Source organism: Streptococcus mitis, from assembly GCF_003942865.1.
Taxonomy (GTDB): Bacteria; Bacillota; Bacilli; order Lactobacillales; family Streptococcaceae; genus Streptococcus; species Streptococcus mitis_BI.
On sequence record NZ_RJNZ01000001.1, the window covers coordinates 121,764 to 145,621 of the forward strand.

Genomic DNA, 23,858 nt, shown 5'->3' on the forward strand with positions numbered 1-23,858 from the left:
AGAGGAGTAAATCTTATTGATGAACTGCTTGAGCTGCTGTGATAAGGGTCAACTTGTAAACATCATCTGCATTACATCCACGAGAAAGGTCGTTAACTGGCTTGTTCAAACCTTGCAAAACAGGACCAACAGCTGCAAAACCACCAAGACGTTCAGCCATCTTGTAGCCGATATTTCCTGCCTCGATACCTGGGAAGATGAAGACATTTGCTTGACCAGCTACTGTACTTCCAGGAGCTTTCAAAGCTGCAGTTTCAGGAACAAAGGCCGCATCAAATTGCAACTCACCATCGATTTCAAGGTCAGGACGCAAGTCGTGAGCAATTTTAGTTGCTTCAACAACCTTATCAACGCTTTCTCCAAATCCTGAACCTTTAGTAGAATAGCTCAGCATGGCAATTTTAGGTTCGATGCCAAACATCTTAGCTGTTATTGCTGAGTTGATGGCAATTTCAGCCAAGGCTTCTGCATCTGGATTGATGTTGATGGCACAGTCTCCAAATAGGTAACGTTCCGTACCACGAACCATGAGGAAGGCACCTGAAGTACGAGTTACATTTGGACGAGTTTTGATGATTTGAAGAGCTGGACGAACTGTTGAAGCTGTTGAGTGAATAGCTCCAGATACCATTCCATCAACCAAGCCCAAGTAAACCAACATAACACCAAAATAGTTGACATCTTCAACCAAAACCTTGCGTGCATCTTCTTCAGACATTTTGCCCTTGCGACGCTCCACTAAAGCAGCAACCATTTCTTCAAATCTATCGTAGTGTTGAGGGTCGATGACTTCATAACCGTCCTCAATACCTTCAATTTCAAGATAAATTTTAATTTTTTCAGGATTTCCAAGCAAAACAGGAATCACTTCTGTTTCTTTTACCAAGCGTTTAGTCGCTTGAAGAATACGAGGTTCTTCCCCTTCAGGGAGAACGATACGAGCATTTTTACCAACCAAGTTGGCTTTGAGACTTTCAAAAACTTCCATGAGTTTTCTCCTTTAAGATAATAATTATACTCTGAAACAGTTTTTATAGAGTATTAGTTGATAACTGGGTAATAAGGTTACTGAAATCATCCGGCAACGGGCTTTCTAACTGCAAGTCTTGCTCTAAAAATGGATGATAGAAGGATAGATAATGGCAATGCAAGGCCTGACGTTGGATGCCGTCGTCCAGGCTACCACCATACAAATCATCTCCCAACAAAGGAAAACCGATATGGGAAAAATGGACTCGGATTTGGTGAGTACGTCCAGTATGCAGGCGAATATCTACCAAGTGAATATTTCCATATGAAACTACAATCTTGTAGGATGTATGGGCATACTTTCCGCCTTTAGCCACTCGTCTGGTGATAATGGAGTCTTCATCACGCGCAATCGGAGCAATAATTTCTCCCTCTGGCTCCAAATGTCCATCTCCCTTAACCAAAGCAAAGTAGCGCTTCTCGATAGATTTCTTCTGCAACTGCTTATCTAATCGTGCATGGGCATAGCCGTGTTTGGCAAAAAGCATCAAGCCAGAAGTGTCCCTATCTAGTCTGGTCACAATGTGAACCTGCTGATTTTCATAGTCTTGCCTGACGTAGTAACCCTTGATAAAATTGGCAATGGTATTGGAGTGATTGACACTAGGAATAGAAGCCACTCCGTAGGGTTTATTCAAGACCAGAAAATGGTCATCCTCATAGAGAATATCCAGTGGGCGCTCGATTGCTTCGAGAGTTTCAAAGCCTTCCTCAGCAGGAATATCGATGATAACTCGGTCTCCAATATCCAATAGATACGTCGCATTTTGTGGTTGATCATTGACCAGAATAGCTCCGCCTCGAAACTTAATCTTAGCTAGCAGCCCCTTAGAAACCTCGTGCTTTTTTAAGAAGGTCTTAACCTTGACATGCTCATCTGCGATAAATCCAAACCTCATTCTTCCACCTCGCCGATAAAAGCATCCTTAACGCGGTTCCAGAAACTGGTATGGCTAGGTGAAGCGACAAAGTGAATCTTATGATGGTCGATTTGATACTCAATTCGTTCAATATTGCGAAAGGAATAGACACTATTGTCAACCGAAATGGTATGGTAATCGTTTCTCGTCGGAATGAGTTCAATCTTATCCTTCTTAGGAACAATAATGGACGAACCCAGCGTTCGATAGACACGATTATTGAGGCTGGCAATTTCCGTCAGCTGAAGAGCTTCAATGGTAGGGTGTAAAACAGCTCCGCCAAGTGATTTATTATAGGCTGTACTACCAGTCGGTGTCGAAACTGTTAGCCCATCTCCACGAAAACGTTCAAAGTGGACACCATTAATCACAACATCCGCCACCATGGTTCGATCAGACCTGCGGATACTGGCTTCATTTAGTGCTCTAAAAATCTTCACTTCACCATTTTCAAGAAAGACCTTCACATTCAGAACAGGGTAAGAGACTCTTGCTCCGGTGTCTAGCTGCAAATTAGTCACTAGCTTGTCCAACTCAAAATCACGGTAGTCCGTATAGAAGCCCAAATGTCCAGTGTGAACACCAATGAAGCGTACCTTGTCAAGCTGGTTTTCGTACTTATGAAAGGCCGACAAGAGCATGCCATCCCCACCAATGGAAATGACAATATCCGGATTGGTATCATTGAGTATAAACTGATTTCTCTTCAAACGATCTCGCAATTCATACAAAACCCTTTGACTCTGCGGTTTTCTATTGGCTATCAAGTCAATTCGTTTACCTGTATTCTTCATCTGTATCGTCACTATTTCCTACACCGTCATTTAATTTTCTACTCAAAGGATCAAAAAGAGCCTGGGCTTCTTGGATATCATCACGAATTTTACCCATTTCTTCATCCAACTGATGGGCAATCTTGGCCGTAATTTCCAGTCTCTTTTTAATTTCCTCTGGGAAATCCCCTTGGTACTTGTAGTTGAGAGAATGTTCTATTGTTGCCCAGAAATTCATAGCCAAGGTACGTATTTGAATTTCCGCCAAAATGGTTTTGGCTCCATTGATAGTATCGACTGTATATTCTACTACCACGTGATAGGAACGGTAGCCTGATGCTTTTCGATGAGTAATATAATCTCGCTCCTGTATGATCCGCATATCCTGACGCTTGCGCAAAATCTCCACTACTTCCTTGACGTCATCTACAAACTGAACCATCACACGCAAACCAGCAATATCCTGTAAATCGTGTTCCAAGGTCGCATAAGTAATGCCACGACGAGCCATTTTCTCCTTGATACTCTCAATTGGCTTGACTCGACCAGTCACAAACTCAATCGGAGAATGCTTATTTTGCTTACGATATTGCTTACGAATACCACGTAGTTTAATCTTTAACTCACCAACAGCTTGAATGTAAGGATCTAGAAATTCTTCCCATTCTAAGGTCATATATTCTCCCTTGTTCTCATATTATCCTTCAAAAATATCTTTGATTTTTTCTCCAGATTCATATACAATAAATACAATGCTTATTATACCATAAATCCGCTTTCAACGATAAAGAAAAGGTAAGAAAATTGAAACATTTAGAAATTGAATTGAAAACACTCTTGAAAAAAGATGAATACAATCGTCTAAAAGACCAGTTCACAGACGTCACTCCTGTTCTTCAAAAAAATTACTACATAGACACGCCTGATTTTGAACTGCGAGAAAAGAAAGTTGCTATGCGCATTCGGACCTTTGAAGACTGGGCAGAATTGACACTCAAAGTCCCGCAAAGTGTTGGAAACATGGAATACAATCAAAAATTGCAACTAAAAGATGCTGAAAACTATCTGAGCAAGAAAGAACTTCCTCAAGGGCTAGTACTGGATGAATTGTCGAAACATGGTATTAAAACTAGTGAATGGCAGATCCTTGGTTGTCTAACGACACTTCGCTATGAAATGCAAACAGCTATTGGTCTCATGGCGCTGGATGAGAGTCAGTACTTTGGTATTACAGATTACGAATTAGAGCTTGAGGTGGAAAATCACGAGCAAGGGAAACAGGATTTCCAGCAATTTTTAGAGGAAAATCAGATTGCTTATCAAAAAGCTCCCTCAAAATTGGTCCGATTTGTCAAAAGCATGAAAAATAGCTGAAATAATCTCTATTTTTTGGTAAAATAGAAAAGATAAAATACAAAAATCCCAGTTCATATAGGCTCGGCAGATATGACTAGGATTTAAAAAGTTTACAGAGGACGGTCTATAATGTCAGATAGAAAAAACATGAAACTTTTCGCACTCAACTCTAATCAAGAAATTGCACAGAAAATTGCTCAAGCTGTTGGTGTCCCACTTGGAAAACTGTCATCACGTCAATTTTCAGATGGAGAAATCCAAGTAAATATCGAAGAAAGTGTCCGTGGTTATGATGTGTACATCATCCAATCAACAAGTTTCCCTGTTAACAACCACCTAATGGAATTGCTTATCATGGTCGACGCTTGTGTGCGTGCAAGTGCCCACAGCATCAACGTTGTTCTTCCATATTTTGGCTATGCACGTCAAGACCGCATCGCTTCACCTCGTGAGCCACTTACAGCAAAACTAGTTGCCAATATGCTAGTTAAGGCTGGTGTCGATCGTATCCTTACGCTTGATTTGCATGCCGTTCAGGTTCAAGGCTTCTTTGACATTCCTGTTGATAACCTTTTCACAGTTCCCCTATTTGCAAAACATTACTGCGATAAGGGTCTACTTGGGTCAGATGTTGTTGTCGTCAGTCCAAAAAATTCAGGTGTGAAACGTGCCCGTAGCTTGGCTGAATATCTTGATGCTCCTATCGCCATTATCGACTACCCTCAAGACGATGCAACTCGTAACGAAGGTTATATTATCGGTGATGTTGAAGGTAAGAAAGCTATCTTGATTGACGATATTTTAAATACAGGACGTACCTTCTCTGAAGCTGCCAAAATCGTTGAACGTGAAGGAGCTACAGAAATTTATGCTGTTTCTAGTCATGGTCTCTTTGTTGAAGGTGCTGCTGAACTTCTTGACAATACTAATATTAAAGAAATTCTTGTGACTGATTCAGTAGCAACAAAAGAAAAAACTCCTAAAAACGTATGCTACATCACTGCTAGTGAGTTAATTGGTGATGCTATCGTCCGTATTCACGAAAGAAAACCAGTCAGCCCACTCTTTGCCTACAACAAAAAGAAATAAGGTGATTCTTTGATTTATTTGGACAATGCTGCAACGACTCCCATGTCAGCAGTTGCTATTTCAGCTATGACCAAGGTTATGCAAGAAACCTATGGAAATCCTTCTAGTATTCATAGTCATGGTCGTCAAGCTGGCAAACTCTTGAGAGAAGCCCGTCAGGAACTAGCTCAGTTACTGGGGACAAAACCTCAACATATCTTTTTCACTTCTGGTGGAACAGAAGGCAACAATACTGCTATCATTGGCTACTGCCTTCGTCACCAAGAACGAGGAAAACATATTATCACAACTGCCATCGAACACCATGCTGTCCTTGAAACCATTGATTACTTGGTTCAGCACTTTGGTTTTGAAGCAACCATTATCCAGCCAGAAAATCAAGAAATCACTGCCAAACAAATTCAAAAGGCTTTACGTGACGATACGATTTTGGTTTCTACCATGTTTGCCAATAATGAAACTGGAAACCTACTGCCTATTGCTGAAATTGGCCAAATACTCAAGCGACACCCTGCTGCCTATCATGTCGATGCAGTTCAGGCTATTGGTAAAATACCAATTCAACCCGAAGAATTGGGCATTGATTTTCTCACTGCTTCGGCCCATAAATTTCATGGTCCTAAGGGAATCGGCTTTCTCTACGCATCTAGCATGGACTTTGATTCCTATCTACATGGCGGAGACCAAGAACAGAAAAAACGTGCAGGGACTGAAAATCTGGCTGCCATAGTGGCTATGGTTGCAGCCCTAAAAGAGGGCATAGAAAAACAAGAAGAACATTTTCAACATGTACAAAATCTAGAAACTGCCTTTCTGGCAGAGCTAGAGGGCATTCAATATTACTTGAATAGAGGCGAACACCATCTCCCTTATGTTCTCAATATTGGATTTCCTGGTCAGAAAAACGACCTCTTACTCCTTCGTCTAGATTTGGCTGGAATTTCAATCTCTACTGGCTCAGCCTGTACTGCAGGCATTGTTCAATCAAGCCATGTTCTTGAAGCCATGTACGGGGTAAATTCAGAACGTCTGAAGGAATCCGTTCGTATCAGTTTGTCACCAGAAAATACTGTTGAAGACCTACATACCCTCGCAAAAACCTTAAAAAAAATTATCGGAGGTTAGCCATATGGCATTTGAAAAAACCATTCAGTTAAAAAATTGTCGTTACGACTACACTCTTAGCCCTTCTGTTAAAAAATTCACCCTCAAGGACAACACCTTTTTTGAGACAAAAGTTGGTAACTATGAACTAACTCGCCTGCTTGAAAAGGTTCCAAACAGCGGTGAAGGCTTCCAACTAAAAATCATTATTAACAAGGAACTCACAGGGGCAAAAATCAATATCACTGACAAGTTTGGGCTACGTCTAGTTGATATTTTCAAATCAGAAGTCCACCACATTCATCAGGAAAAATTCTACTTCCTCATGGATAGCTTGGTAGAACGTGGTGTCTTTACAAAATCGGAAAGATAGGTCCCATATGTTTGAACTGACCTATAAGGACAACTATCATGTAGAGCGTACACTCAAGTATGAGGATTATGAGGCTCTCATGCTGGCTCTGTCAGGATGTGTGACTCTGCCAGATACACTTTATGTGACTTCTCTGACTTTTAAGGGCCAGAAAGTTTATCAGGGTCTGGTCGGAGACCTCTACCGTTTTCTATCACATGCAGATTTTTTACATCAAAACTAAGATTTTTCTTAGTTTTTTCTTATTTTTGTTGATTTTTTCACAATGTTTCTATAAAATAGAAGAATAGAAAGGTTGTGATTTTGTGAAAGATAAACAGTCTGCTATTCCAAAAGCTACAGCGAAAAGACTCTCTCTCTACTATCGAATTTTTAAGAGATTTCATGCAGAAAAGATTGAACGTGCCAACTCTAAACAAATTGCAGAGGCTATCGGTATTGATTCAGCGACCGTACGTCGTGATTTTTCCTACTTTGGTGAACTAGGTCGTCGAGGTTTTGGCTATGATGTCAAAAAACTGATGACGTTTTTTGCCGATTTACTCAATGATAATTCCATCACCAATGTCATGCTGGTAGGTATTGGAAATATGGGCCATGCCCTTCTCCACTACCGCTTCCACGAGCGTAACAAGATGAAGATTATCATGGCCTTTGACCTAGATGACCATCCTGAAGTCGGTACCCAAACTCCTGATGGAATTCCTATTTACGGGATTTCTCAAATCAAGGATAAAATCAAGGATGCTGATGTCAAGACTGCTATCCTGACCGTTCCCAGCGTCAAGTCACAAGAGGTCGCTAATCTCTTGGTAGATGCTGGCGTGAAAGGAATTCTCAGTTTTTCACCAGTCCATCTGCATTTACCAAAAGACGTGGTCGTTCAGTATGTCGATTTGACAAGTGAACTCCAAACCCTCCTCTACTTCATGCGAAAAGAGGATTAGAAAGCGAAAATCATTTTATGAAAAAACCAGTTATTGGGATTACAGGAAACGAAAAAACTCATCCAGATGATGACATCATGATGAGCTACGTAGCAAAAGGCTTTGTTGAAGGCGTTAAAGAAGCTGGAGGAATTCCCATCATCCTACCGATTGGTGATCAAGAAATGGCCTGCCACTATATCAGTATGATTGACAAGCTCATCTTGACAGGTGGGCAAAATGTTGATCCAAAATTCTATGGTGAACCAAAAACCATCGATAGCGATGACTACCACCTTCAAAGGGATATCTTTGAACTGGCCCTCATCAAGGAAGCTATTAAACAGAAAAAGCCAATTTTTTCTGTCTGCCGTGGAACTCAACTCTTTAACGTTGCCATGGGTGGAACTTTATACCAAGATATCGAAGACCATTGGCAGGATTGTTCTGCTGAGTACACAACTCAACGCTTGGTGACAGAAGCTGATACTGTTCTTCGAGAAATCTATGGAGAAATCTCCCATATCAACTCCTTCCACCATCAGAGCATCAAGGATTTAGCACCTAACTTAAAGATTGCAGCTCATGATCCTAAGGATGGTATCATTGAAGCTGTCATGAGTACGGATGATGTCGCCTTTCTCGGTGTCCAATGGCATCCAGAGTTTCTTTTTGAAAATCGTCCCAAAGATAAAAACCTCTTTGACTATATCGTTAATGAACTTTAGATTAAATCTGTCTTTTCACGATAACTAAAGTAATTAGAATGAGAGACAATCAAATGGTCCAAGAGGACAATTCCCATCAGGTCACAGGCTTCTTTAACAAGTTTAGTGACATGATCATCATTTCGACTAGGCGCTACCGCTCCCGAAGGATGATTGTGAACCAAAATGAGAGAAGTCGCCATATGCTTGACAGCATAGTGAAGAATCTCTCGCGGCTCAGCGATACTACGAGTTGCAGAACCGATAAAAATGGTCTGTTGATGGATGATTTGATTTTGAGTATTGAGATAGAGCGCCACCAGGTGCTCTTGTTTTTTATGTCCCAACTCCTGCTGCATCTTCTTGGCCAACTTTTGGCTACTGAGAATACTTTCCATCTCAAGGGTTTCGTGTTTGTGAATACGATGGCCCAGTTCAATCATAGCTTGTAATTCTATGGCCTTAACTCGGCCAATACCAGACAGACTCTGCAATTCCTGCAGGGTCATTTTTTTCAAATCAGTTAGGCTTGAAAGATTGCTCAAGACTTTCTGAGCAATTTCAAAAACGCTAGCTTGACGTGTTCCTGTCCTGAGTAAAATAGCTAGCAACTCTTGATTACTGAGCGCTTCTACTCCTTCTTTAGCCAGTCTTTCTCTTGGTAATAGTGAATCTTCTTGAAATGAAATACTATACATAAAAATCCTCCTCACTTTATTATTCGTGAGAAGGATGGAAAATTAGATTTTTTTCTCAATTGGGGCCACACTTGCTAAAAGTTTTTTCAAACCTACTTCTGGGAAATTGATTTTTAATTCCTGTGTAGCACCGCTACCTGAAACTTCCAGAACAGTTCCCTCTCCCCATTTCTTGTGGAGAGCAATATCTCCAATGGACCAATTTGACTCACTAGACGCTGATTTTGCGCCAGCTGTAAATTGACCAAACGGAAGGCCACTTGACTGGATAGTTTTTGGTGCCACACCGCGTTTACGGTCTTGGAGGGCCTGCGCCAGACTCATACCTTGACCAAAGGCAAGGCCACCACTGCTATAAGATGCCTTAAAGCTTGAATTTGCTGGACGAGCCAATCCTTGATACTCAAGTAAGTCTGAACTGATTTCGTTAATAAAACGAGTCGGACGGTTGTAGTTGGTACGACCGAAAAGCAGGCGCGAGTTGGCATTTGTCAGATAGAGAATTTTCTCTGCACGCGTAATTCCTACATAGGCCAGACGGCGTTCTTCTTCTAATTCATCTGGATCTTCAGCTGCACGGCTAAGCGGGAAGACATTTTCTTCCATCCCAATCAAAAAGACAACTGGAAACTCGAGACCTTTGGCAGCATGCAGGGTCATCAAGGTCACTTCTGATGTCTCCTGACTCCCTGAATCTGTGTCCGCAATCAAGGCTAAATCATTTAAGAAACGACTCAGTTTGTCCAGACCAGTTTCCTCTTCTGGACCATCAGAGGTATCATCAAAGTTTTTCGTCACAGAAAGGAACTCTTCGATATTTTCAACCCTAGCCTTGCTTTCTAAAGTCGCTTGAGCATTTAGAACATCGACGTAACCTGTTTTTTCTAGGACAGCCTCAACCAACTCTGTAATAGTTAATTGATCTAGCTGCTCTCGTAAATCTAGAATCATATTGGCAAAATCCCAGATAGACTGGGCTGCCTTACCCTTGATACCAGATAACATGATATTGGCTGAAGCATCTAGCATGGACATGTCTTGCATATTGGCAAAATCACGGATTTTCTCAACTGTACCTGGCCCAATTCCACGTTTCGGTTCGTTGATAATACGCTCAAAACTGATATTGTCACTCAAATTAGCAATGAGGTTGAGATAAGCGATAATATCTCGGATTTCCTTACGGCTGTAGAACTTGGTCCCTCCAACCATGGTATAAGGAATGTTTGACTTGAGCAGGGCTTCCTCAATAGTACGGGACTGCGCATTAGTCCGATAGAGAACTGTAAAATCCTTGTGAAGGAAGTTTTGACTGCGACTAAGTTCATCGATGGTTCTGGCTACAAATACAGCCTCATCCAGCTCATCATCGGCACGATAGTAAACGATTTGCTCCCCATCAGCATTTTGGGTCCAGAGATTCTTAGGACGGCGGTTTTTATTGTTTTTAATGACCTCATTAGCCGCTTGGAGAATGGTTTTAGTTGAGCGATAATTCTCCTCCAACAAAACAACCTTGGCTTGGGGATAATCCTTTTCGAAGTCCAATATATTCTGCATATCAGCACCACGCCAACCGTAGATAGACTGGTCCGCATCCCCAACCACACAAATATTGTTAAAGCGTGAAGCCAAGAGTTTGACCAGTTGGTACTGGGCATGGTTAGTATCTTGATACTCATCAACGTGGATGTACTGAAACTTCTGTTGATAGTAGGTCAAGACATCAGGATTTTGATCAAAGAGACGCAGGGTCAGCATAATCAAATCATCAAAGTCAACCGACTCCGACTGACGCAGTTCTTTTTGGTAAGCAGTGTAACACTGGGCCACGATTTGCGTATACATATCACCAGCTTGGGCAGCATAGGCCACATCATCAATCAAATCATTCTTAGCATTGGAAATGGTTCCCAAAATAGTTCGTTCATTCCATTTTTTAGGATCAAAGTTCAACTGCTTAAGAATGCGTTTCATAAGAGTTCTTTGTTCGCCAGGATCGACAATAGTGAAATTACGGTTGTAGCCTATATGGTCCGCATCTCGACGCAAAATACGAACACACATGGAGTGAAAGGTCGCAATCAGACAGTCCTGAGTAGCTGGGTTGAGGCTATATGCACGCTCTTTCATCTCACGCGCAGCCTTATTAGTAAAAGTAATGGCCAAGATATTCCACGGATTGACCAGCTTTTCATCAATCAAATAAGCAATACGGTGGGTCAAAACACGGGTCTTCCCAGAACCAGCCCCTGCCATGATTAACAAGGGACCTTCTGTCGTTTGCACCGCCTCAGCCTGACGGTCATTCATTCCATTTAATAATGCGTTCATCTTCTCTTCCTTACTCTTGAAGTCAATATTTCTATTATATCAGAATTCAGGGAAAATATCTTTACCTAGACTGGTTACGTGTAGAAGGCAACTTTCTCATTAGCTGAAGACAACTACTTTTATCTAGATAAAAAAATGAGCTTGGATTAAAATCTCCAAACTCATTTAAAATCAATTGCAATATACTAGAACAATCCTAGAACTGTTCCATCGCTTTCAACATCCATGTTGAGGGCTGCTGGTCGTTTTGGAAGGCCTGGCATGGTCATAACATCACCAGTTAAGGCAACAATGAAGCCTGCACCTAATTTTGGTACCAATTCACGAATGGTAATTTCAAAGTTTTCAGGTGCTCCAAGTGCATTTGGATTGTCTGAGAAACTATATTGAGTTTTAGCCATACAGATTGGCAATTTGTCCCAACCATTCTGAACGATTTGAGCGATTTGCGTTTGAGCTTTCTTCTCAAAGTTGACTTTACTACCGCGGTAGATTTCAGTAACAATCTTTTCAATCTTTTCTTGGACAGAAAGGTCATTGTCATATAAACGTTTGTAATTAGCTGGGGTTTCAGCAATTGTCTTAACAACTGATTCGGCAAGTGCTACTCCACCTTCTGCACCATCAGCCCAGACACTTGCCAACTCAACTGGTACATCGATTGAAGCACAGAGTTCTTTCAAGGCTGCAATTTCAGCTTCTGTATCAGAAACAAATTCATTGATTGCTACAACTGCAGGTACTCCAAATTTACGGATATTTTCAACGTGGCGTTTCAAATTAGCAAAACCTGCACGAACCGCCTCCACATTTTCCTCTGTAAGAGCGTCTTTAGCCACACCACCATTCATCTTAAGGGCACGAAGAGTTGCGACAATGACAACTGCATCTGGAGAAGTTGGCAAGTTTGGTGTCTTGATATCAAGGAATTTCTCGGCACCAAGGTCTGCACCAAAACCAGCTTCAGTAACTGTGTAATCAGCCAAGTGAAGGGCTGTACTTGTTGCCAAGACTGAATTACATCCATGAGCAATATTGGCAAATGGACCACCGTGTACAAAGGCAGGTGTACCATAGATTGTTTGAACAAGGTTTGGCTTAATAGCATCCTTCAAGATCAAAGCCAAAGCACCTTCAACCTGCAGATCACCAACAGAAACAGGTGTTCGGTCATAGCGATAGCCGATAACAATATTAGCCAAACGGCGTTTCAAGTCCTCGATATCCGTTGCCAAGCAAAGAATGGCCATGATCTCTGAAGCAACTGTAATGTCAAAGCCATCCTCACGTGGAATACCATTTAAAGGACCACCAAGTCCAACGGTCACATGGCGAAGGGCGCGGTCGTTCAAGTCTACAACACGTTTCCAGAGGATACGACGTTGGTCAATTCCTAGCTCATTTCCTTGGTGCAAGTGATTGTCAATCAAGGCAGAAAGCGCATTGTTGGCAGTTGTAATAGCATGCATGTCTCCAGTAAAGTGGAGGTTGATGTCTTCCATTGGCAGAACTTGAGCGTAACCACCACCAGCAGCACCACCCTTAATCCCCATTACTGGACCAAGAGATGGTTCGCGGATAGCAATCATGGTTTTCTTGCCAATCTTATTCAAGGCATCCGCAAGACCAATGGTAATAGTTGATTTCCCTTCACCTGCTGGTGTTGGGTTAATGGCAGTAACCAAGATCAATTTACCAACTGGATTGCTCTCAACTGCACGAATTTTATCAAAGCTGAGTTTAGCCTTATACTTTCCGTACAATTCCAAATCGTCGTAAGAAATACCAAGTTTCTCTACAACATCAACGATTGGCTTCAACTCAATACTCTGTGCGATTTCAATATCTGTTTTCATTCAAAACTCCTCTAACCTCTTATATGATAATTCATTATAACACAAAACAAGATTTTTAACATCCTAAAACTCTCTAAACGTTCGTGAATATCTCTATTTTTATGGTTTTTAGAGCCCTTTCTTAAATTTTATATGGCTTTATAGTTTGAAACTATAGAATAATGAAAAAATAATTTAGTCAAGAAAATAGCTGTCAATTTCAGATAAATTATGTAAAATTCTTGTGTTTTCAATTTCTAATTTTTCTGCCAACTCAATAGAATATTCAAAACTAAGTTTAGTGTTTAACGATAAATCAAACGAGTAATCTTGTAATTCACCCAGTTTTTTATATTTTTCTATGATTTCATTATAAATAGCAAGATAATGCTTATCTAATATTTTTATGTAATTATTCAGATTTTCCTGGTAGTATTGAATGATTTTTTGTTCGCTATCATTTAATATTCCCTTCCCTATTTCCCAAATGATTGAGCTGGCTATTGAACCTACTACAGAACCTAGAACTGGTATAGGAATCATTGCTTGACCAATACAAGCACCAATTGTTGCAAAGGAAGCATCCATTACATTTAATGTCAAGAGATTCATAAATTCATCTTGGGTTATTTCTGTAGATCTATACTTTAGAACAATGTCTATCATTCCATAAGTTGCCGTAACTAAAGCACTAGCATTTGGAGCACTAATCCCCAAGACATTTGTTAATCCGTAAATGGAATACCCAGATATTGCACCCTTTACAACTCCTTCAGCTGTATTCAATCCACAATCTAACCAATCTGATTGTTCGAATTCGAAAATACTTTTTCCTTCTTTATACTTTCCATACACACTCGACATCAAAGCTAATCCCCCCTGTAAAAAAGCGGCGTTCCTTGCAACCTTGTTAGCTTCTTTTAAATTTGGCAATGCATGTTTTTGGGCTACTAATCTTTTTTTATTTAATTCTTGTTGTTTCAGTTTGACTGTTTTATAAATATTTTTCTGTTCAGAATCCAATAGAGAGTTAATTGAATTCTTTTGAGCGTCTTTATAATCTAGAGCAGAGGATTTCATCCAAGATTTGTATGAAGTAAGTCCCTTGCTTTCAGTGATATCATTAATTATTTGGCGTATATCCGTAATTTGTTTACTGGACAATCTCTTACCATTAAGTTCAACTTCTTTTGCTCCAGCCATTATTTTTTCAAATACTTGAACGTGATCTTTTGGAAACATCATTTTCATTTTTGTATTGTAAAAAAATGATTGTTCTAATTCATCACGTAAATTATTATAAAACTTCATTTGAATGGTATTTCTACCAATTAATAAATCGGCTGGTCCATTGTCATTCAAAACTTTAACAATTGGATTTAATCCCTCAATTGCTCTCCTTGCATTTACAATTCCTGCTTCTGCAAACTCTGCTATAAAACCATGTACTCCACGATCACCGCCACGATTTTTAACAATAACATCTTCTATATTATCTTTAGCATAATCTAAAATTTTAGAGGCATTATCCTTGTTTAAGATGACATTGCGAGCTTCATCTTCTATCATTTTCAAAGCAATTTGTAAGTCTTGAATTCTTAAATTATTTAAGCAGTTGACATATGCTCCAATACCTTGATTAAATGCTTGATTAAAAATTTGATTAACCATTTATTTTAATTTCCTTATTTATCATAGCTGTCAGTGATAGTGTTGAATTCACTAAATTACCTGCTTTATATTTTTCATCTTCAGTAAATAAGCTATAGTCCATTCCAGTTAAAGATAAATTGGCTAAATAAATTCCTTCTGTTTGTTTTCCAGTTAGTTCTATTAATTCCGTAACTTCTATTACTTTTTCTTTAAGTTGTCTAGCCAACAATTCTACCTTTTTCTGTTCCTCTATAGCCTCTTTTGCAACTTCTTCATTTTTCCTATTAGCTACTACACCAGCGCCTACAGAAGCGGTCAACATAACGCCTGCAATTCCCCAACCGACAGGACCAGCCAAAGCTAGAAATGCGTTACCTGCTGCCACTCCACCGCCACCAGCTGCTACACTTCCACCACCTAACCAAGCCAGAGCGGCGCTATTTGCTGCAGCACCTGTCAAACTTGATATCGCAGTACCTGTTGATGCAACACCAAATGTAGTTGCAACACCCATAGCGGCAGTAGGCCCTAAAGTTGCAACTGTTACTCCTAATGCACTAAGAGAAGCCGTAGCCGCTGTACTACCACTTGCTAATTCAGCTTCCTTAATTGACTGTGAAATAGCAATTTGCTTATCTTCAAAATTCTGAATTTCAACATCAATTTCTTCTAATTTTGTTTCAAACTCTTTTGGCTTATTTGCTAGCTTACTAATTCTTTCTTCAATAATTTTTACAACTTTGACCGCTTTTTCCCTAACCTGATAGAGTTCTGTTGATTTATTAGCTAAATTATCAGCTTCATTGTTATACAATCTTATAGATTCTTTATATCCCTCGACAGCTTCTTGTCTAAGTTTAGAATTAAAGAGGTCAACAGCATCAATTTGTTCTTTCGTATTATTCGCTATTTTACCTGCTTCATTAAAAGTTTCCGATGAAGCTTTAGTTACATGTTCTACCACATCACTAGCTACCCCAATAGCCTTTTCAGAAACATCTGTGATAACATCGCCAACCTGACTTGAAACATCTTCTATAACTTTTACAGACTCTGTAATAGCTTCTCCAGTAAATTTACCTGCTTCATTTAATACTTTACTGGTAGCGGATCCAGCATCATTCAATACCTTACTAGCTTCTTTTGTAAAATTGTCAGCAAATTTAAAAAAATTCATTCAGCATTCTCCTTATTGCATATATTTCTATTATCCTATAAACAGGAGAGATTGTCAAAATCGACCATATATTAATTTACTCAATTTTTATCACTTTCATTTTACTTACCGTTTATTTTTGTGTACAATAGTGCTATGAAAATTTTAGTTACATCTGGCGGTACCAGTGAAGCTATTGATAGCGTCCGCTCTATCACTAACCATTCAACAGGTCGCTTGGGGAAAATCATCACAGAAACCTTGCTTGCTGCAGGGCATGAAGTTTTTCTGATAACAACAAAACGAGCTCTGAAGCCAGAAGCCCATCCCAACCTAAGCATTCGAGAAATTAACAATACAAACGACCTTCTCCTTGAAATGCAAGAACGTGTCAAGGACTATCAGGTCTTGATTCACTCAATGGCTGTATCTGATTACACTCCTGTTTATATGACAGGTCTAGAGGAAGTTCAGGCTAGCTCCAATTTGGAAGAATTTTTAAGCAAGCAAAATCATCAAGCTAAGATTTCTTCGACTGATGAGGTTCAGGTTTTATTCCTGAAAAAAACACCAAAAATCATCTCTCTAGTCAAAGAATGGAATCCTGCTATTCATCTGATTGGCTTCAAACTGCTGGTTGATGTCTCTGAGGATTATCTCATCGAGATTGCTAGAAAAAGTCTTATCAAGAACCAAGCAGACTTGATTATCGCAAATGACCTGACTCAAATTTCAGCAAACCAGCATCGTGCAATCTTTGTTGAGAAAGATTATCTCCAAACGGTTAACACTAAAGAAGAAATTGCAGAACTCCTCCTTGAAAAAATTCAAGCCTGTCATTCATAGAAAGGAAAACTATGTCAAACATTCTCTTGGCTGTAACGGGCTCAATCGCCTCTTACAAGTCGGCAGATTTAGTTAGTTCGCTTAAAAAACAAGGCCATCAAGTCACTGTCTTAATGACCCAGGCTGCTACAGAGTTTATCCAACCTTTGACTCTACAGGTCTTATCACAGAATCCTGTCCACCTGGATGTCATGAAGGAACCCTATCCTGAACAGGTTAATCATATCGAACTTGGAAAAAAGGCGGATGTATTCATCGTGACCCCTGCAACTGCTAACACTATCGCAAAACTAGCCCTTGGCTTTGCGGACAACATGGTGACCAGTACAGCTTTAGCCTTGCCAAGTCATATTCCCAAACTAATAGCTCCTGCTATGAATACAAAAATGTATGACCATCCAGCAACTCAGGCTAATCTGAAAACATTAGAAACCTACGGCTATCAGCTGATTGCTCCTAAGGAATCCCTACTAGCTTGTGGAGACCACGGAAGAGGAGCCTTAGCCGATCTCACAATTATTTTAGAAAGAATAAAGGAAACTCTCGATGAAAAAACGCTCTAATATTGCACCTATTGCTATCTTTTTTGCAACCATGCTCGTGATACACTTTCTGAGCTCACTTATCTTTAACCTTTTTCCATTTCCAATCAAACCGACTATCGTTCATATTCCTGTCATTATTGCCAGCATTATTTACGGTCCACGCGTTGGAGTTACACTTGGATTTTTGATGGGGCTACTTAGCTTAACTGTTAACACGATTACAATTCTACCGACAAGTTACCTCTTCTCCCCATTTGTACCAAACGGAAACATCTACTCAGCTATCATTGCCATCGTCCCACGTATTTTGATTGGTTTGACTCCGTATCTAGTTTATAAACTGATGAAAAATAAAACTGGTCTGATTCTAGCTGGTGCCCTTGGTTCACTTACCAACACAGTCTTTGTACTTGGTGGAATTTTCTACCTTTTTGGAAATGTCTTTGATGGTAATATCCAAAAACTCCTAGCAACTGTTATCTCAACAAATTCGATTGCCGAATTAGTCATTTCCGCAGTTCTAACCCTAGCCATTGTTCCAAGACTACAGACTTTGAAAAAATAAAAACAATCTCCGCTTTCATGCTTGAAGGTGGAGATTTTGCTCTATACAGTTTCTTTTTAGTGAAATCTTTACTAACTTTTAACTAAAAAACGACCTATAAACTTAAGTAAATTCTTGCTTTATTGTCTTGTTTATTGTACTATACTAGTGTATATACAGATAAAAAGGAGATTCTTATGAATACACGGAAAAAGACACAATTTATGACAATGACTGCTCTTTTAACGGCTATTGCGATTTTGATTCCAATTGTTATGCCTTTTAAGATTGTCATTCCACCTGCTTCTTACACTTTGGGAAGCCACATCGCTATTTTTATCGCTATGTTCTTGTCGCCCTTGATGGCTGTTTTTGTCATCCTAGCCTCTAGTTTTGGATTTTTGATGGCTGGCTATCCCATGGTTATCGTTTTTCGAGCTTTTTCCCATATCTTTTTTGGGACTTTGGGGGCTCTTTACCTACAAAAATTCCCCGATACACTAGATAAACCAAAATCTTCCTGGATTTTTAACTTTGTTTTAGCACTTATCCATGCCCTTGCTGAAGTATTAGCTTGTGTCGTTTTTTACGCAACTTCTGGTACCAATGTAGAAAATATGTTTTATGTTCTATTTGTGCTAGTTGGATTTGGTACAATTATCCATAGTATGGTAGACTATACATTAGCACTAGCTGTCTATAAAGTGCTTCGAAAACGCCGTTAAAAGGAAAAGCTATGACAAAAGATCGCAAACAAGCCCTGCTCCAACTCTTGAAAGAAGCTCCTAAAGCCCTCAACGGCCAAAGTTTGGCGGAACATTTTCATGTCACACGTCAGGTCATTGTGCAGGACATTGCAATTTTGAGAGCCGATGGCGCTCCTATCCTATCCACTAATCGTGGCTACGTCTATAAGCAAATTGATACCAATCCTTATGTCCATAAACTTTTCAAGGTGAAACATGAAGTTGAAGAAATCGGTCAGGAACTCCTTGCTATCGTTGATAATGGTGGGCGTGTTCAAAATACCTTGATTGACCATCCCGTTTATGGAGAAATTGAAACCTTGCTTAAACTGTCTTGCCGCAGAGATGTTCAACATTTTCTAGAACAAGTCGAGCATTCTGATTTTAAACCTTTATCTGAATTGACAGATGGTGTCCATTACCACCTAGTCGAAGCCGAAACACAACAAGACCTCCACTATATCGAGGAGGCCTTGGATCAGCTTGGTTATTTAGTAAAGGATTAGAAAATTTTCTTTTCCCAATCGTCTTCTGTACGGCGAGGGTAGAAAAATTCAGATTTGTCCGGAGCTTCCATCATCTCCATCAAAGGTAGCATATCATAGGCCAGATCCAAGTTTGGAATCTGGTCTTTTTGCACCCAAGAAACTTCTCCCTCTTCTGAAGATTGAAGAGTTCCAGAGAACTCAGTTGCCTTATAACAAACGACAATATAGCGCCCACCTGTATCTAGTGGCCAATTTTTAATGCCGACAAGTTGAGGATTTTGAATAGTCAACCCTGTTTCTTCATAGATTTCACGAATGACAGACTCTGCAAAAGATTCGCCATTTTCTACATGGCCTCCTGGAAAGGCATAACCTGACCAGCGATTAGTTTCAGGAGAGCGATACTGCATTACAACGCGCTGAGTTTCGAGATCTTCAATCAGACAAATATTTGTTAAAATCGTTAATTGTGCTCGAGACATAAATTTACTCACTTTCTAATTTATTAAATTTTTAGACTTGGTACCAGTACCATTAACTTCTACTTTTTAAAATTATTTAGAATAAAATACCATTCGTTTTTCCTTTATAGACTTTCCAAGTTCAAGCATCTTTTCTTGTCCATCAAAAGTAAAGCCCATTTTTTGATAAAAAGCTATGGCTCGCTTATTATCTTTCAATACCCATAAGAAAATTTCAGAAAAATGATTAAGAGCAGTCAAAGCTGCTTTCACTAACTTTTGTGCGATACCTTTTCCATAATAGTCTTTTAAAACATATAAGGATATAATTTCGCCAGCTTGAATAGTCTCATCACGAAAGTTGCCATAACTTATAAAACCAACTACCTTCATACCATCCATCGCAATCAATGTATTTTCTGGATACTTTTGACTAAAGAGTCGACACCTTTCTAATGTCATCGTCTCCTGAAATTCTGCAGGCAAAAGGCCATCATAAGCCTCTCTCCACGTTTGCCAGTGAACAAGGGGCTTACCTTCTATCTCTTCAGGAGTTTCCATTGATTTGATAATAACCGTCATTTGTTTTCTTCTCCTTAATTCAACACCCTGACTTCCTTTGCTACTTTTTGTAGAAATTTTTGTCTTGTTGAATTTGTATTTACTTCACGGCCTAACTCTCCCAAGATTGAAACCCTCTTTGTTTTTATACCACAGTGATTCAATATAGCATTCTTTAATACTGATATTCCATAACTGTCTGGAATGTTAATCGGACCTGAAAATACTTTGTACCACCAAGTTGGTGCCATAGAAGTTGCATAGATACTAGCTGTTTTTCCTTTTAGTAACTTTTTGAACTGTCTACCTCTCAAGTAGTTCAAAATAAAGCTTCCTCGATTATTTGTAGAGTATGCAATGCCTGGCGTAAAAACACGATCAATCCACCCCTTCAATAGACTAGGCATACTACTCCACCAAATAGGATAAACAAAAATGAAATGATCTGCCCACTGGATTAATTCTTGAGAGCGTAGAATAAACGGATCGTCCTCCATCCTTTGTCGATAACCATAACGTAAAACAGGATCAAACTCTTTCTCATTAAGATTAATCATTTCAACTTCATGTCTCTTTGAGTCTATATTTTCTACAATCGTTTGAAAAATTGCTTGGCAGTAACTTTCTTTATCAGGATGTCCATTAATAACTAAAATATTCATAAAATTCCCCTAATCCAAGGCCTTGACTTCCAACATCATATCACGGATCTGAGCTGCTAGTTCAAAGTCAAGCACTTCGACGGCTTCTTGCATTTGTTTTTCGAGTTTCTTGACGAGTTCTTTGCGCTCTTGTTTGTTGAGGCTATTGATATCGACTTCTTTTTCTTCTTCCTTGGCAACTGCCTTGGTCACAGCAATCAGGTCACGGATTTCTTTCTTGATTGTCTGAGGCACAATACCGTGTTCTTCATTATAGGCCATCTGGATTTTGCGACGGCGAGCAGTTTCATCGATAGCACGTTGCATAGACTGGGTAACTGTGTCAGCGTACATGATGACATGGCCTTCGCTATTACGAGCAGCACGTCCAATGGTCTGGATTAAACCACGTTCGTTACGAAGAAAACCTTCCTTGTCAGCATCGAGAATAGCTACTAGGCTCACTTCAGGAACGTCAATTCCTTCACGGAGCAGGTTGATTCCGACCAAGACATCAAAGACACCCAAACGCAGGTCACGGATAATCTCTGTCCGCTCTAAAGTCTTGATATCCGAGTGCATGTACTTGACCTTGATGCCCATTTCCTTGAAGTAGTCAGTTAAGTCCTCTGCCATTTTCTTGGTCAAGGTGGTGATAAAGGTACGCTCATTTTTCTCAACACGGGCATTAATTTCACCTAAGAGGTCATCAATCTGTCCCATTGTCGGACGGACTTCTACCTCTGGATCCAATAGTCCTGTTGGACGAATGATTTGCTCAATCACTGTCTCGGTTTGTTCATTTTCATAGTCGCCAGGTGTCGCTGAAACATAGACAATCTGATGCACATGACTTTCAAACTCTTCACGACGTAAAGGTCGATTGTCCAAAGCTGATGGCAAACGGAAACCATAATTAACCAGCATTTCCTTACGAGAGCGGTCTCCGTTGTACATGCCCTTGATTTGTCCCATAGTCATATGACTTTCGTCAATCATAATCAAGAAATCATCTGGAAAGAAGTCGAGAAGCGTATAAGGTGGCTCACCTTCGCTACGTCCATCCATGTGGCGTGAATAGTTTTCAACCCCGTTGGTATAGCCCATCTCACGCAACATTTCGATATCATACTCTGTCCGCTGTTTCAAACGTTGGGCTTCAAGTAATTTGCCTTCCTTCTCAAAGACAGCTAACTGCTCCTCCAACTCTGCCTGAATTTTAGCAATGGCCTCTTCCATATGGTCGTCATTGGTCACAAAGTGAGTGGCTGGGAAAATCGCCAAATGATCCACTTCTCCCAACACCTGACCTGTCAGAGCCTCAACTTCACGAATACGGTCAATTTCGTCTCCAAAAAACTCTACTCGAAAAGCGTGTTCATCACGAGATGCTGGGAAAATCTCCACCACATCCCCACGCACACGAAATCTTCCTCGTTGGAAATCAATATCATTTCGCTCAAACTGAATATCAACCAAGTCATTAAGAAGTTTATCACGAGAAATTTCAAGACCTGGACGGAGACTAACGACACTATCAGCGTATTCCTTGGGCGAACCCAAACCATAGATACAAGAGACTGAAGCCACGACAATAACATCATTGCGCTCCAAAAGGGCTGAAGTCGCTGAGTGTCGGAGCTTATCAATCTCGTCATTGACAGAACTATCCTTCTCAATATAGGTATCGCTTGAAGGTACATAGGCCTCTGGCTGGTAATAATCATAGTAGGATACGAAGTACTCAACAGCATTTTCAGGGAAAAATTCCTTAAACTCCCCATAGAGCTGTCCTGCTAGAGTTTTATTGTGGGCAATGACCAGAGTTGGTTTATTGACTTTGGAAATGACCTGACTCATGGTATAGGTCTTCCCTGTACCAGTCGCCCCCATCAGAATCTGAGCTTTTTCTCCCCCCTCGATATTATCAACCAACTGCTCAATAGCTTGGGGTTGATCTCCTGATGGTTGATATTTTGATACTAGTTTAAATTGATTATCTGTAATGCGATTGATCATAAGAATCCTCTCTCCATATGCTATTCCTATTTTAGCATACTTGTAGCATTTTCACGAAGAAAAGGACAGACCGAAGTCACATCCTTTCATTTTCTTTCTTTAATTGATGGGCGAGATAGACAATCAGCATTAACAATACCAGACTTGTCATAATGGAACCTTCTATGCCAAAAGAACCACCTGATAGCCAATCTTGATTACCTTGTGGTAAAAAGGTCATCAGCGATGTCCCAGACGGCTGACCACTAACTAAAATCCCAAAGAGATTTCCCTGAGCAAAATTCCAGGCTCCATGAATACCTGCAACACCCCAAACTGTATCAGTTTTGAGAAGGTAAAGAGCCATGGCAACTCCGAATAAAAAGAGATTTACTAGAGATAGTGGTGTTAGACCAGAATTGCCCATATGAAGCAGGGTAAAGAATAGGCTAGATATAAGAACAGCAAGTTTGAGATTGGTTCTTGAGGCCAATTGAGGAAGGAGCCAAGCACGGGACACCACTTCTTCTGCTGTCCCCTGTAGGATCCAAAATGGGATAGTAAAAATGATAAAGGCAAGCGAATAAGGATTCAAATGAATGGACTCCAAACGATATTGTCCTAAGGCTACTAAACCTAACAAGGTCAGAAGAAAAAGTGCCAGACCTAGCCCAAATCCTTTCAGAAGATTGCTGAGGAAATTTTCTTTATAAAATCCTAAAGTTCGAATAGGTCTTTTCTCAACTTTTCTAGTCCATCTGAACACAGTGTTGAGAATGAAACCAAAGGCCAGTAAATCTAAAATTAAATGAAAGTCACTTGTTTTATCCATCAAGCTCTGCTGCAAGGTCTGCAAATAGGTTGCAAGATTTTGACCAGTCTCTCCAAAATTTCTAGCAAGTCCGATAAGAGCTAACAAGCTAACACCATACAAAGTATAAGCCACAAACTCTCCTATAAAGACAAAAACAAAGGCTAACAAGGGGCTTGTGTAAATGTTTAACCGCATTTGAGAAGCTTGGAAGTCTTTAAATATTCTCTTGTTCTTCATATTCCTGTCCTCTTTTCTTCTACT

The 23,858-nt window shown here is 40.0% G+C and carries 26 protein-coding genes; 12 read left to right on the forward strand and 14 right to left on the reverse strand.

Going from position 1 to position 23,858, the window contains the following annotated elements; translation table 11 throughout:
- Positions 1 to 13: 13 nt before the first annotated feature.
- The 4 genes from pta to D8845_RS00605 are packed head-to-tail and all read right to left on the reverse strand — an operon-like array spanning position 14 to position 3,398.
- Positions 14 to 988, reverse strand: a complete 975-nt coding sequence (pta, locus tag D8845_RS00590; RefSeq protein WP_125452064.1) for a phosphate acetyltransferase — start codon at positions 986 to 988, stop codon at positions 14 to 16.
- A 43-nt stretch (positions 989 to 1,031) separates the two neighbouring features.
- A complete protein-coding gene (locus tag D8845_RS00595) occupies positions 1,032 to 1,928 on the reverse strand; it encodes an RluA family pseudouridine synthase (RefSeq protein WP_125452066.1) in 897 nt (298 codons plus the stop codon).
- Positions 1,925 to 2,743 carry an NAD kinase gene (locus D8845_RS00600; RefSeq protein ID WP_020902820.1) on the reverse strand — a complete coding sequence of 273 codons (819 nt, stop codon included), beginning with the start codon at positions 2,741 to 2,743 and terminating at the stop codon, positions 1,925 to 1,927. The genes D8845_RS00595 and D8845_RS00600 overlap by 4 nt, the downstream gene beginning before the upstream one ends.
- Entirely contained in the window at positions 2,727 to 3,398 is a 672-nt protein-coding gene (locus tag D8845_RS00605; protein WP_000171682.1) for a GTP pyrophosphokinase, read from the reverse strand. The genes D8845_RS00600 and D8845_RS00605 overlap by 17 nt, the downstream gene beginning before the upstream one ends.
- A 128-nt stretch (positions 3,399 to 3,526) precedes the next feature.
- Between D8845_RS00605 and D8845_RS00610 the strand changes: the two genes are divergently transcribed.
- The 7 genes from D8845_RS00610 to D8845_RS00640 all read left to right on the forward strand — a co-directional run bounded on the left by D8845_RS00610 (position 3,527) and on the right by D8845_RS00640 (position 8,298).
- Positions 3,527 to 4,096: a CYTH domain-containing protein gene (locus D8845_RS00610; RefSeq protein ID WP_125452068.1), complete on the forward strand. Its 570-nt coding sequence runs from the start codon at positions 3,527 to 3,529 to the stop codon at positions 4,094 to 4,096.
- Positions 4,097 to 4,207: 111 nt separating this feature from the next.
- Entirely contained in the window at positions 4,208 to 5,167 is a 960-nt protein-coding gene (locus tag D8845_RS00615; RefSeq protein ID WP_001283818.1) for a ribose-phosphate diphosphokinase, read from the forward strand.
- A gap of 9 nt (positions 5,168 to 5,176) precedes the next feature.
- Positions 5,177 to 6,292 carry a cysteine desulfurase family protein gene (locus tag D8845_RS00620; protein WP_125452070.1) on the forward strand — a complete coding sequence of 372 codons (1,116 nt, stop codon included), beginning with the start codon at positions 5,177 to 5,179 and terminating at the stop codon, positions 6,290 to 6,292.
- A 4-nt stretch (positions 6,293 to 6,296) separates the two neighbouring features.
- Positions 6,297 to 6,644 carry a DUF1831 domain-containing protein gene (locus D8845_RS00625; protein WP_125452072.1) on the forward strand — a complete coding sequence of 116 codons (348 nt, stop codon included), beginning with the start codon at positions 6,297 to 6,299 and terminating at the stop codon, positions 6,642 to 6,644.
- A 7-nt stretch (positions 6,645 to 6,651) separates the two neighbouring features.
- Positions 6,652 to 6,867: a DUF4649 family protein gene (locus D8845_RS00630; protein ID WP_060628213.1), complete on the forward strand. Its 216-nt coding sequence runs from the start codon at positions 6,652 to 6,654 to the stop codon at positions 6,865 to 6,867.
- A gap of 82 nt (positions 6,868 to 6,949) precedes the next feature.
- Positions 6,950 to 7,591: a redox-sensing transcriptional repressor Rex gene (locus tag D8845_RS00635; protein ID WP_000653417.1), complete on the forward strand. Its 642-nt coding sequence runs from the start codon at positions 6,950 to 6,952 to the stop codon at positions 7,589 to 7,591.
- A gap of 17 nt (positions 7,592 to 7,608) precedes the next feature.
- Complete coding sequence (locus D8845_RS00640; RefSeq protein WP_125452074.1) at positions 7,609 to 8,298, forward strand: gamma-glutamyl-gamma-aminobutyrate hydrolase family protein; 690 nt, start codon at positions 7,609 to 7,611, stop codon at positions 8,296 to 8,298.
- Here D8845_RS00640 and radC read toward each other — a convergent pair.
- The 5 genes from radC to D8845_RS00665 form a co-directional block, all read right to left on the reverse strand.
- A complete protein-coding gene (radC, locus tag D8845_RS00645; RefSeq protein WP_125452076.1) occupies positions 8,295 to 8,975 on the reverse strand; it encodes a RadC family protein in 681 nt (226 codons plus the stop codon). The genes D8845_RS00640 and radC overlap by 4 nt on opposite strands.
- A gap of 42 nt (positions 8,976 to 9,017) precedes the next feature.
- A complete protein-coding gene (gene pcrA / locus D8845_RS00650) occupies positions 9,018 to 11,309 on the reverse strand; it encodes a DNA helicase PcrA (protein WP_125452078.1) in 2,292 nt (763 codons plus the stop codon).
- A 185-nt stretch (positions 11,310 to 11,494) separates the two neighbouring features.
- The gene (locus D8845_RS00655; RefSeq protein ID WP_125452080.1) at positions 11,495 to 13,165 is read right to left on the reverse strand and encodes a formate--tetrahydrofolate ligase; all 1,671 of its coding nucleotides are present in this window, start codon (positions 13,163 to 13,165) and stop codon (positions 11,495 to 11,497) included.
- 174 nt (positions 13,166 to 13,339) lie between these two features.
- The gene (locus D8845_RS00660; protein WP_033687059.1) at positions 13,340 to 14,815 is read right to left on the reverse strand and encodes a hypothetical protein; all 1,476 of its coding nucleotides are present in this window, start codon (positions 14,813 to 14,815) and stop codon (positions 13,340 to 13,342) included.
- On the reverse strand, positions 14,808 to 15,974 hold the full coding sequence (locus D8845_RS00665; RefSeq protein ID WP_125452082.1) for a hypothetical protein: 1,167 nt from the start codon (positions 15,972 to 15,974) through the stop codon (positions 14,808 to 14,810). The genes D8845_RS00660 and D8845_RS00665 overlap by 8 nt, the downstream gene beginning before the upstream one ends.
- 135 nt (positions 15,975 to 16,109) lie before the next feature.
- Here D8845_RS00665 and coaB point away from each other — a divergent pair, with 135 nt between their 5' ends.
- From coaB to D8845_RS00690, 5 genes are all read left to right on the forward strand, one after another.
- Positions 16,110 to 16,799 (forward strand): phosphopantothenate--cysteine ligase, encoded by a 690-nt coding sequence (gene coaB, locus D8845_RS00670; protein WP_125452083.1) that lies wholly within the window; start codon positions 16,110 to 16,112, stop codon positions 16,797 to 16,799.
- Positions 16,800 to 16,810: 11 nt separating this feature from the next.
- Positions 16,811 to 17,362 carry a phosphopantothenoylcysteine decarboxylase gene (gene coaC / locus D8845_RS00675; protein ID WP_049544196.1) on the forward strand — a complete coding sequence of 184 codons (552 nt, stop codon included), beginning with the start codon at positions 16,811 to 16,813 and terminating at the stop codon, positions 17,360 to 17,362.
- Positions 17,346 to 17,909: an ECF transporter S component gene (locus D8845_RS00680; RefSeq protein ID WP_000747412.1), complete on the forward strand. Its 564-nt coding sequence runs from the start codon at positions 17,346 to 17,348 to the stop codon at positions 17,907 to 17,909. The genes coaC and D8845_RS00680 overlap by 17 nt, the downstream gene beginning before the upstream one ends.
- 176 nt (positions 17,910 to 18,085) lie before the next feature.
- Positions 18,086 to 18,613 (forward strand): ECF transporter S component, encoded by a 528-nt coding sequence (locus D8845_RS00685; RefSeq protein ID WP_001097396.1) that lies wholly within the window; start codon positions 18,086 to 18,088, stop codon positions 18,611 to 18,613.
- An 11-nt stretch (positions 18,614 to 18,624) separates the two neighbouring features.
- Complete coding sequence (locus D8845_RS00690; RefSeq protein ID WP_000159185.1) at positions 18,625 to 19,140, forward strand: transcription repressor NadR; 516 nt, start codon at positions 18,625 to 18,627, stop codon at positions 19,138 to 19,140.
- Here the strand turns inward: D8845_RS00690 and D8845_RS00695 are convergent.
- The 5 genes from D8845_RS00695 to D8845_RS00715 form a co-directional block, all read right to left on the reverse strand.
- Positions 19,137 to 19,604, reverse strand: a complete 468-nt coding sequence (locus D8845_RS00695; protein WP_125452085.1) for an 8-oxo-dGTP diphosphatase — start codon at positions 19,602 to 19,604, stop codon at positions 19,137 to 19,139. The genes D8845_RS00690 and D8845_RS00695 overlap by 4 nt on opposite strands.
- A 72-nt stretch (positions 19,605 to 19,676) precedes the next feature.
- The gene (locus tag D8845_RS00700) at positions 19,677 to 20,165 is read right to left on the reverse strand and encodes a GNAT family N-acetyltransferase (RefSeq protein ID WP_125452087.1); all 489 of its coding nucleotides are present in this window, start codon (positions 20,163 to 20,165) and stop codon (positions 19,677 to 19,679) included.
- A gap of 14 nt (positions 20,166 to 20,179) precedes the next feature.
- Positions 20,180 to 20,806: an NAD(P)H-dependent oxidoreductase gene (locus D8845_RS00705; protein ID WP_125452089.1), complete on the reverse strand. Its 627-nt coding sequence runs from the start codon at positions 20,804 to 20,806 to the stop codon at positions 20,180 to 20,182.
- Positions 20,807 to 20,815: 9 nt separating this feature from the next.
- Positions 20,816 to 22,804 (reverse strand): excinuclease ABC subunit UvrB, encoded by a 1,989-nt coding sequence (gene uvrB / locus D8845_RS00710; protein WP_125452091.1) that lies wholly within the window; start codon positions 22,802 to 22,804, stop codon positions 20,816 to 20,818.
- A 76-nt stretch (positions 22,805 to 22,880) separates the two neighbouring features.
- Positions 22,881 to 23,834: a CPBP family intramembrane glutamic endopeptidase gene (locus D8845_RS00715; protein WP_125452093.1), complete on the reverse strand. Its 954-nt coding sequence runs from the start codon at positions 23,832 to 23,834 to the stop codon at positions 22,881 to 22,883.
- Between the last annotated feature and the right edge of the window lie 24 nt (positions 23,835 to 23,858).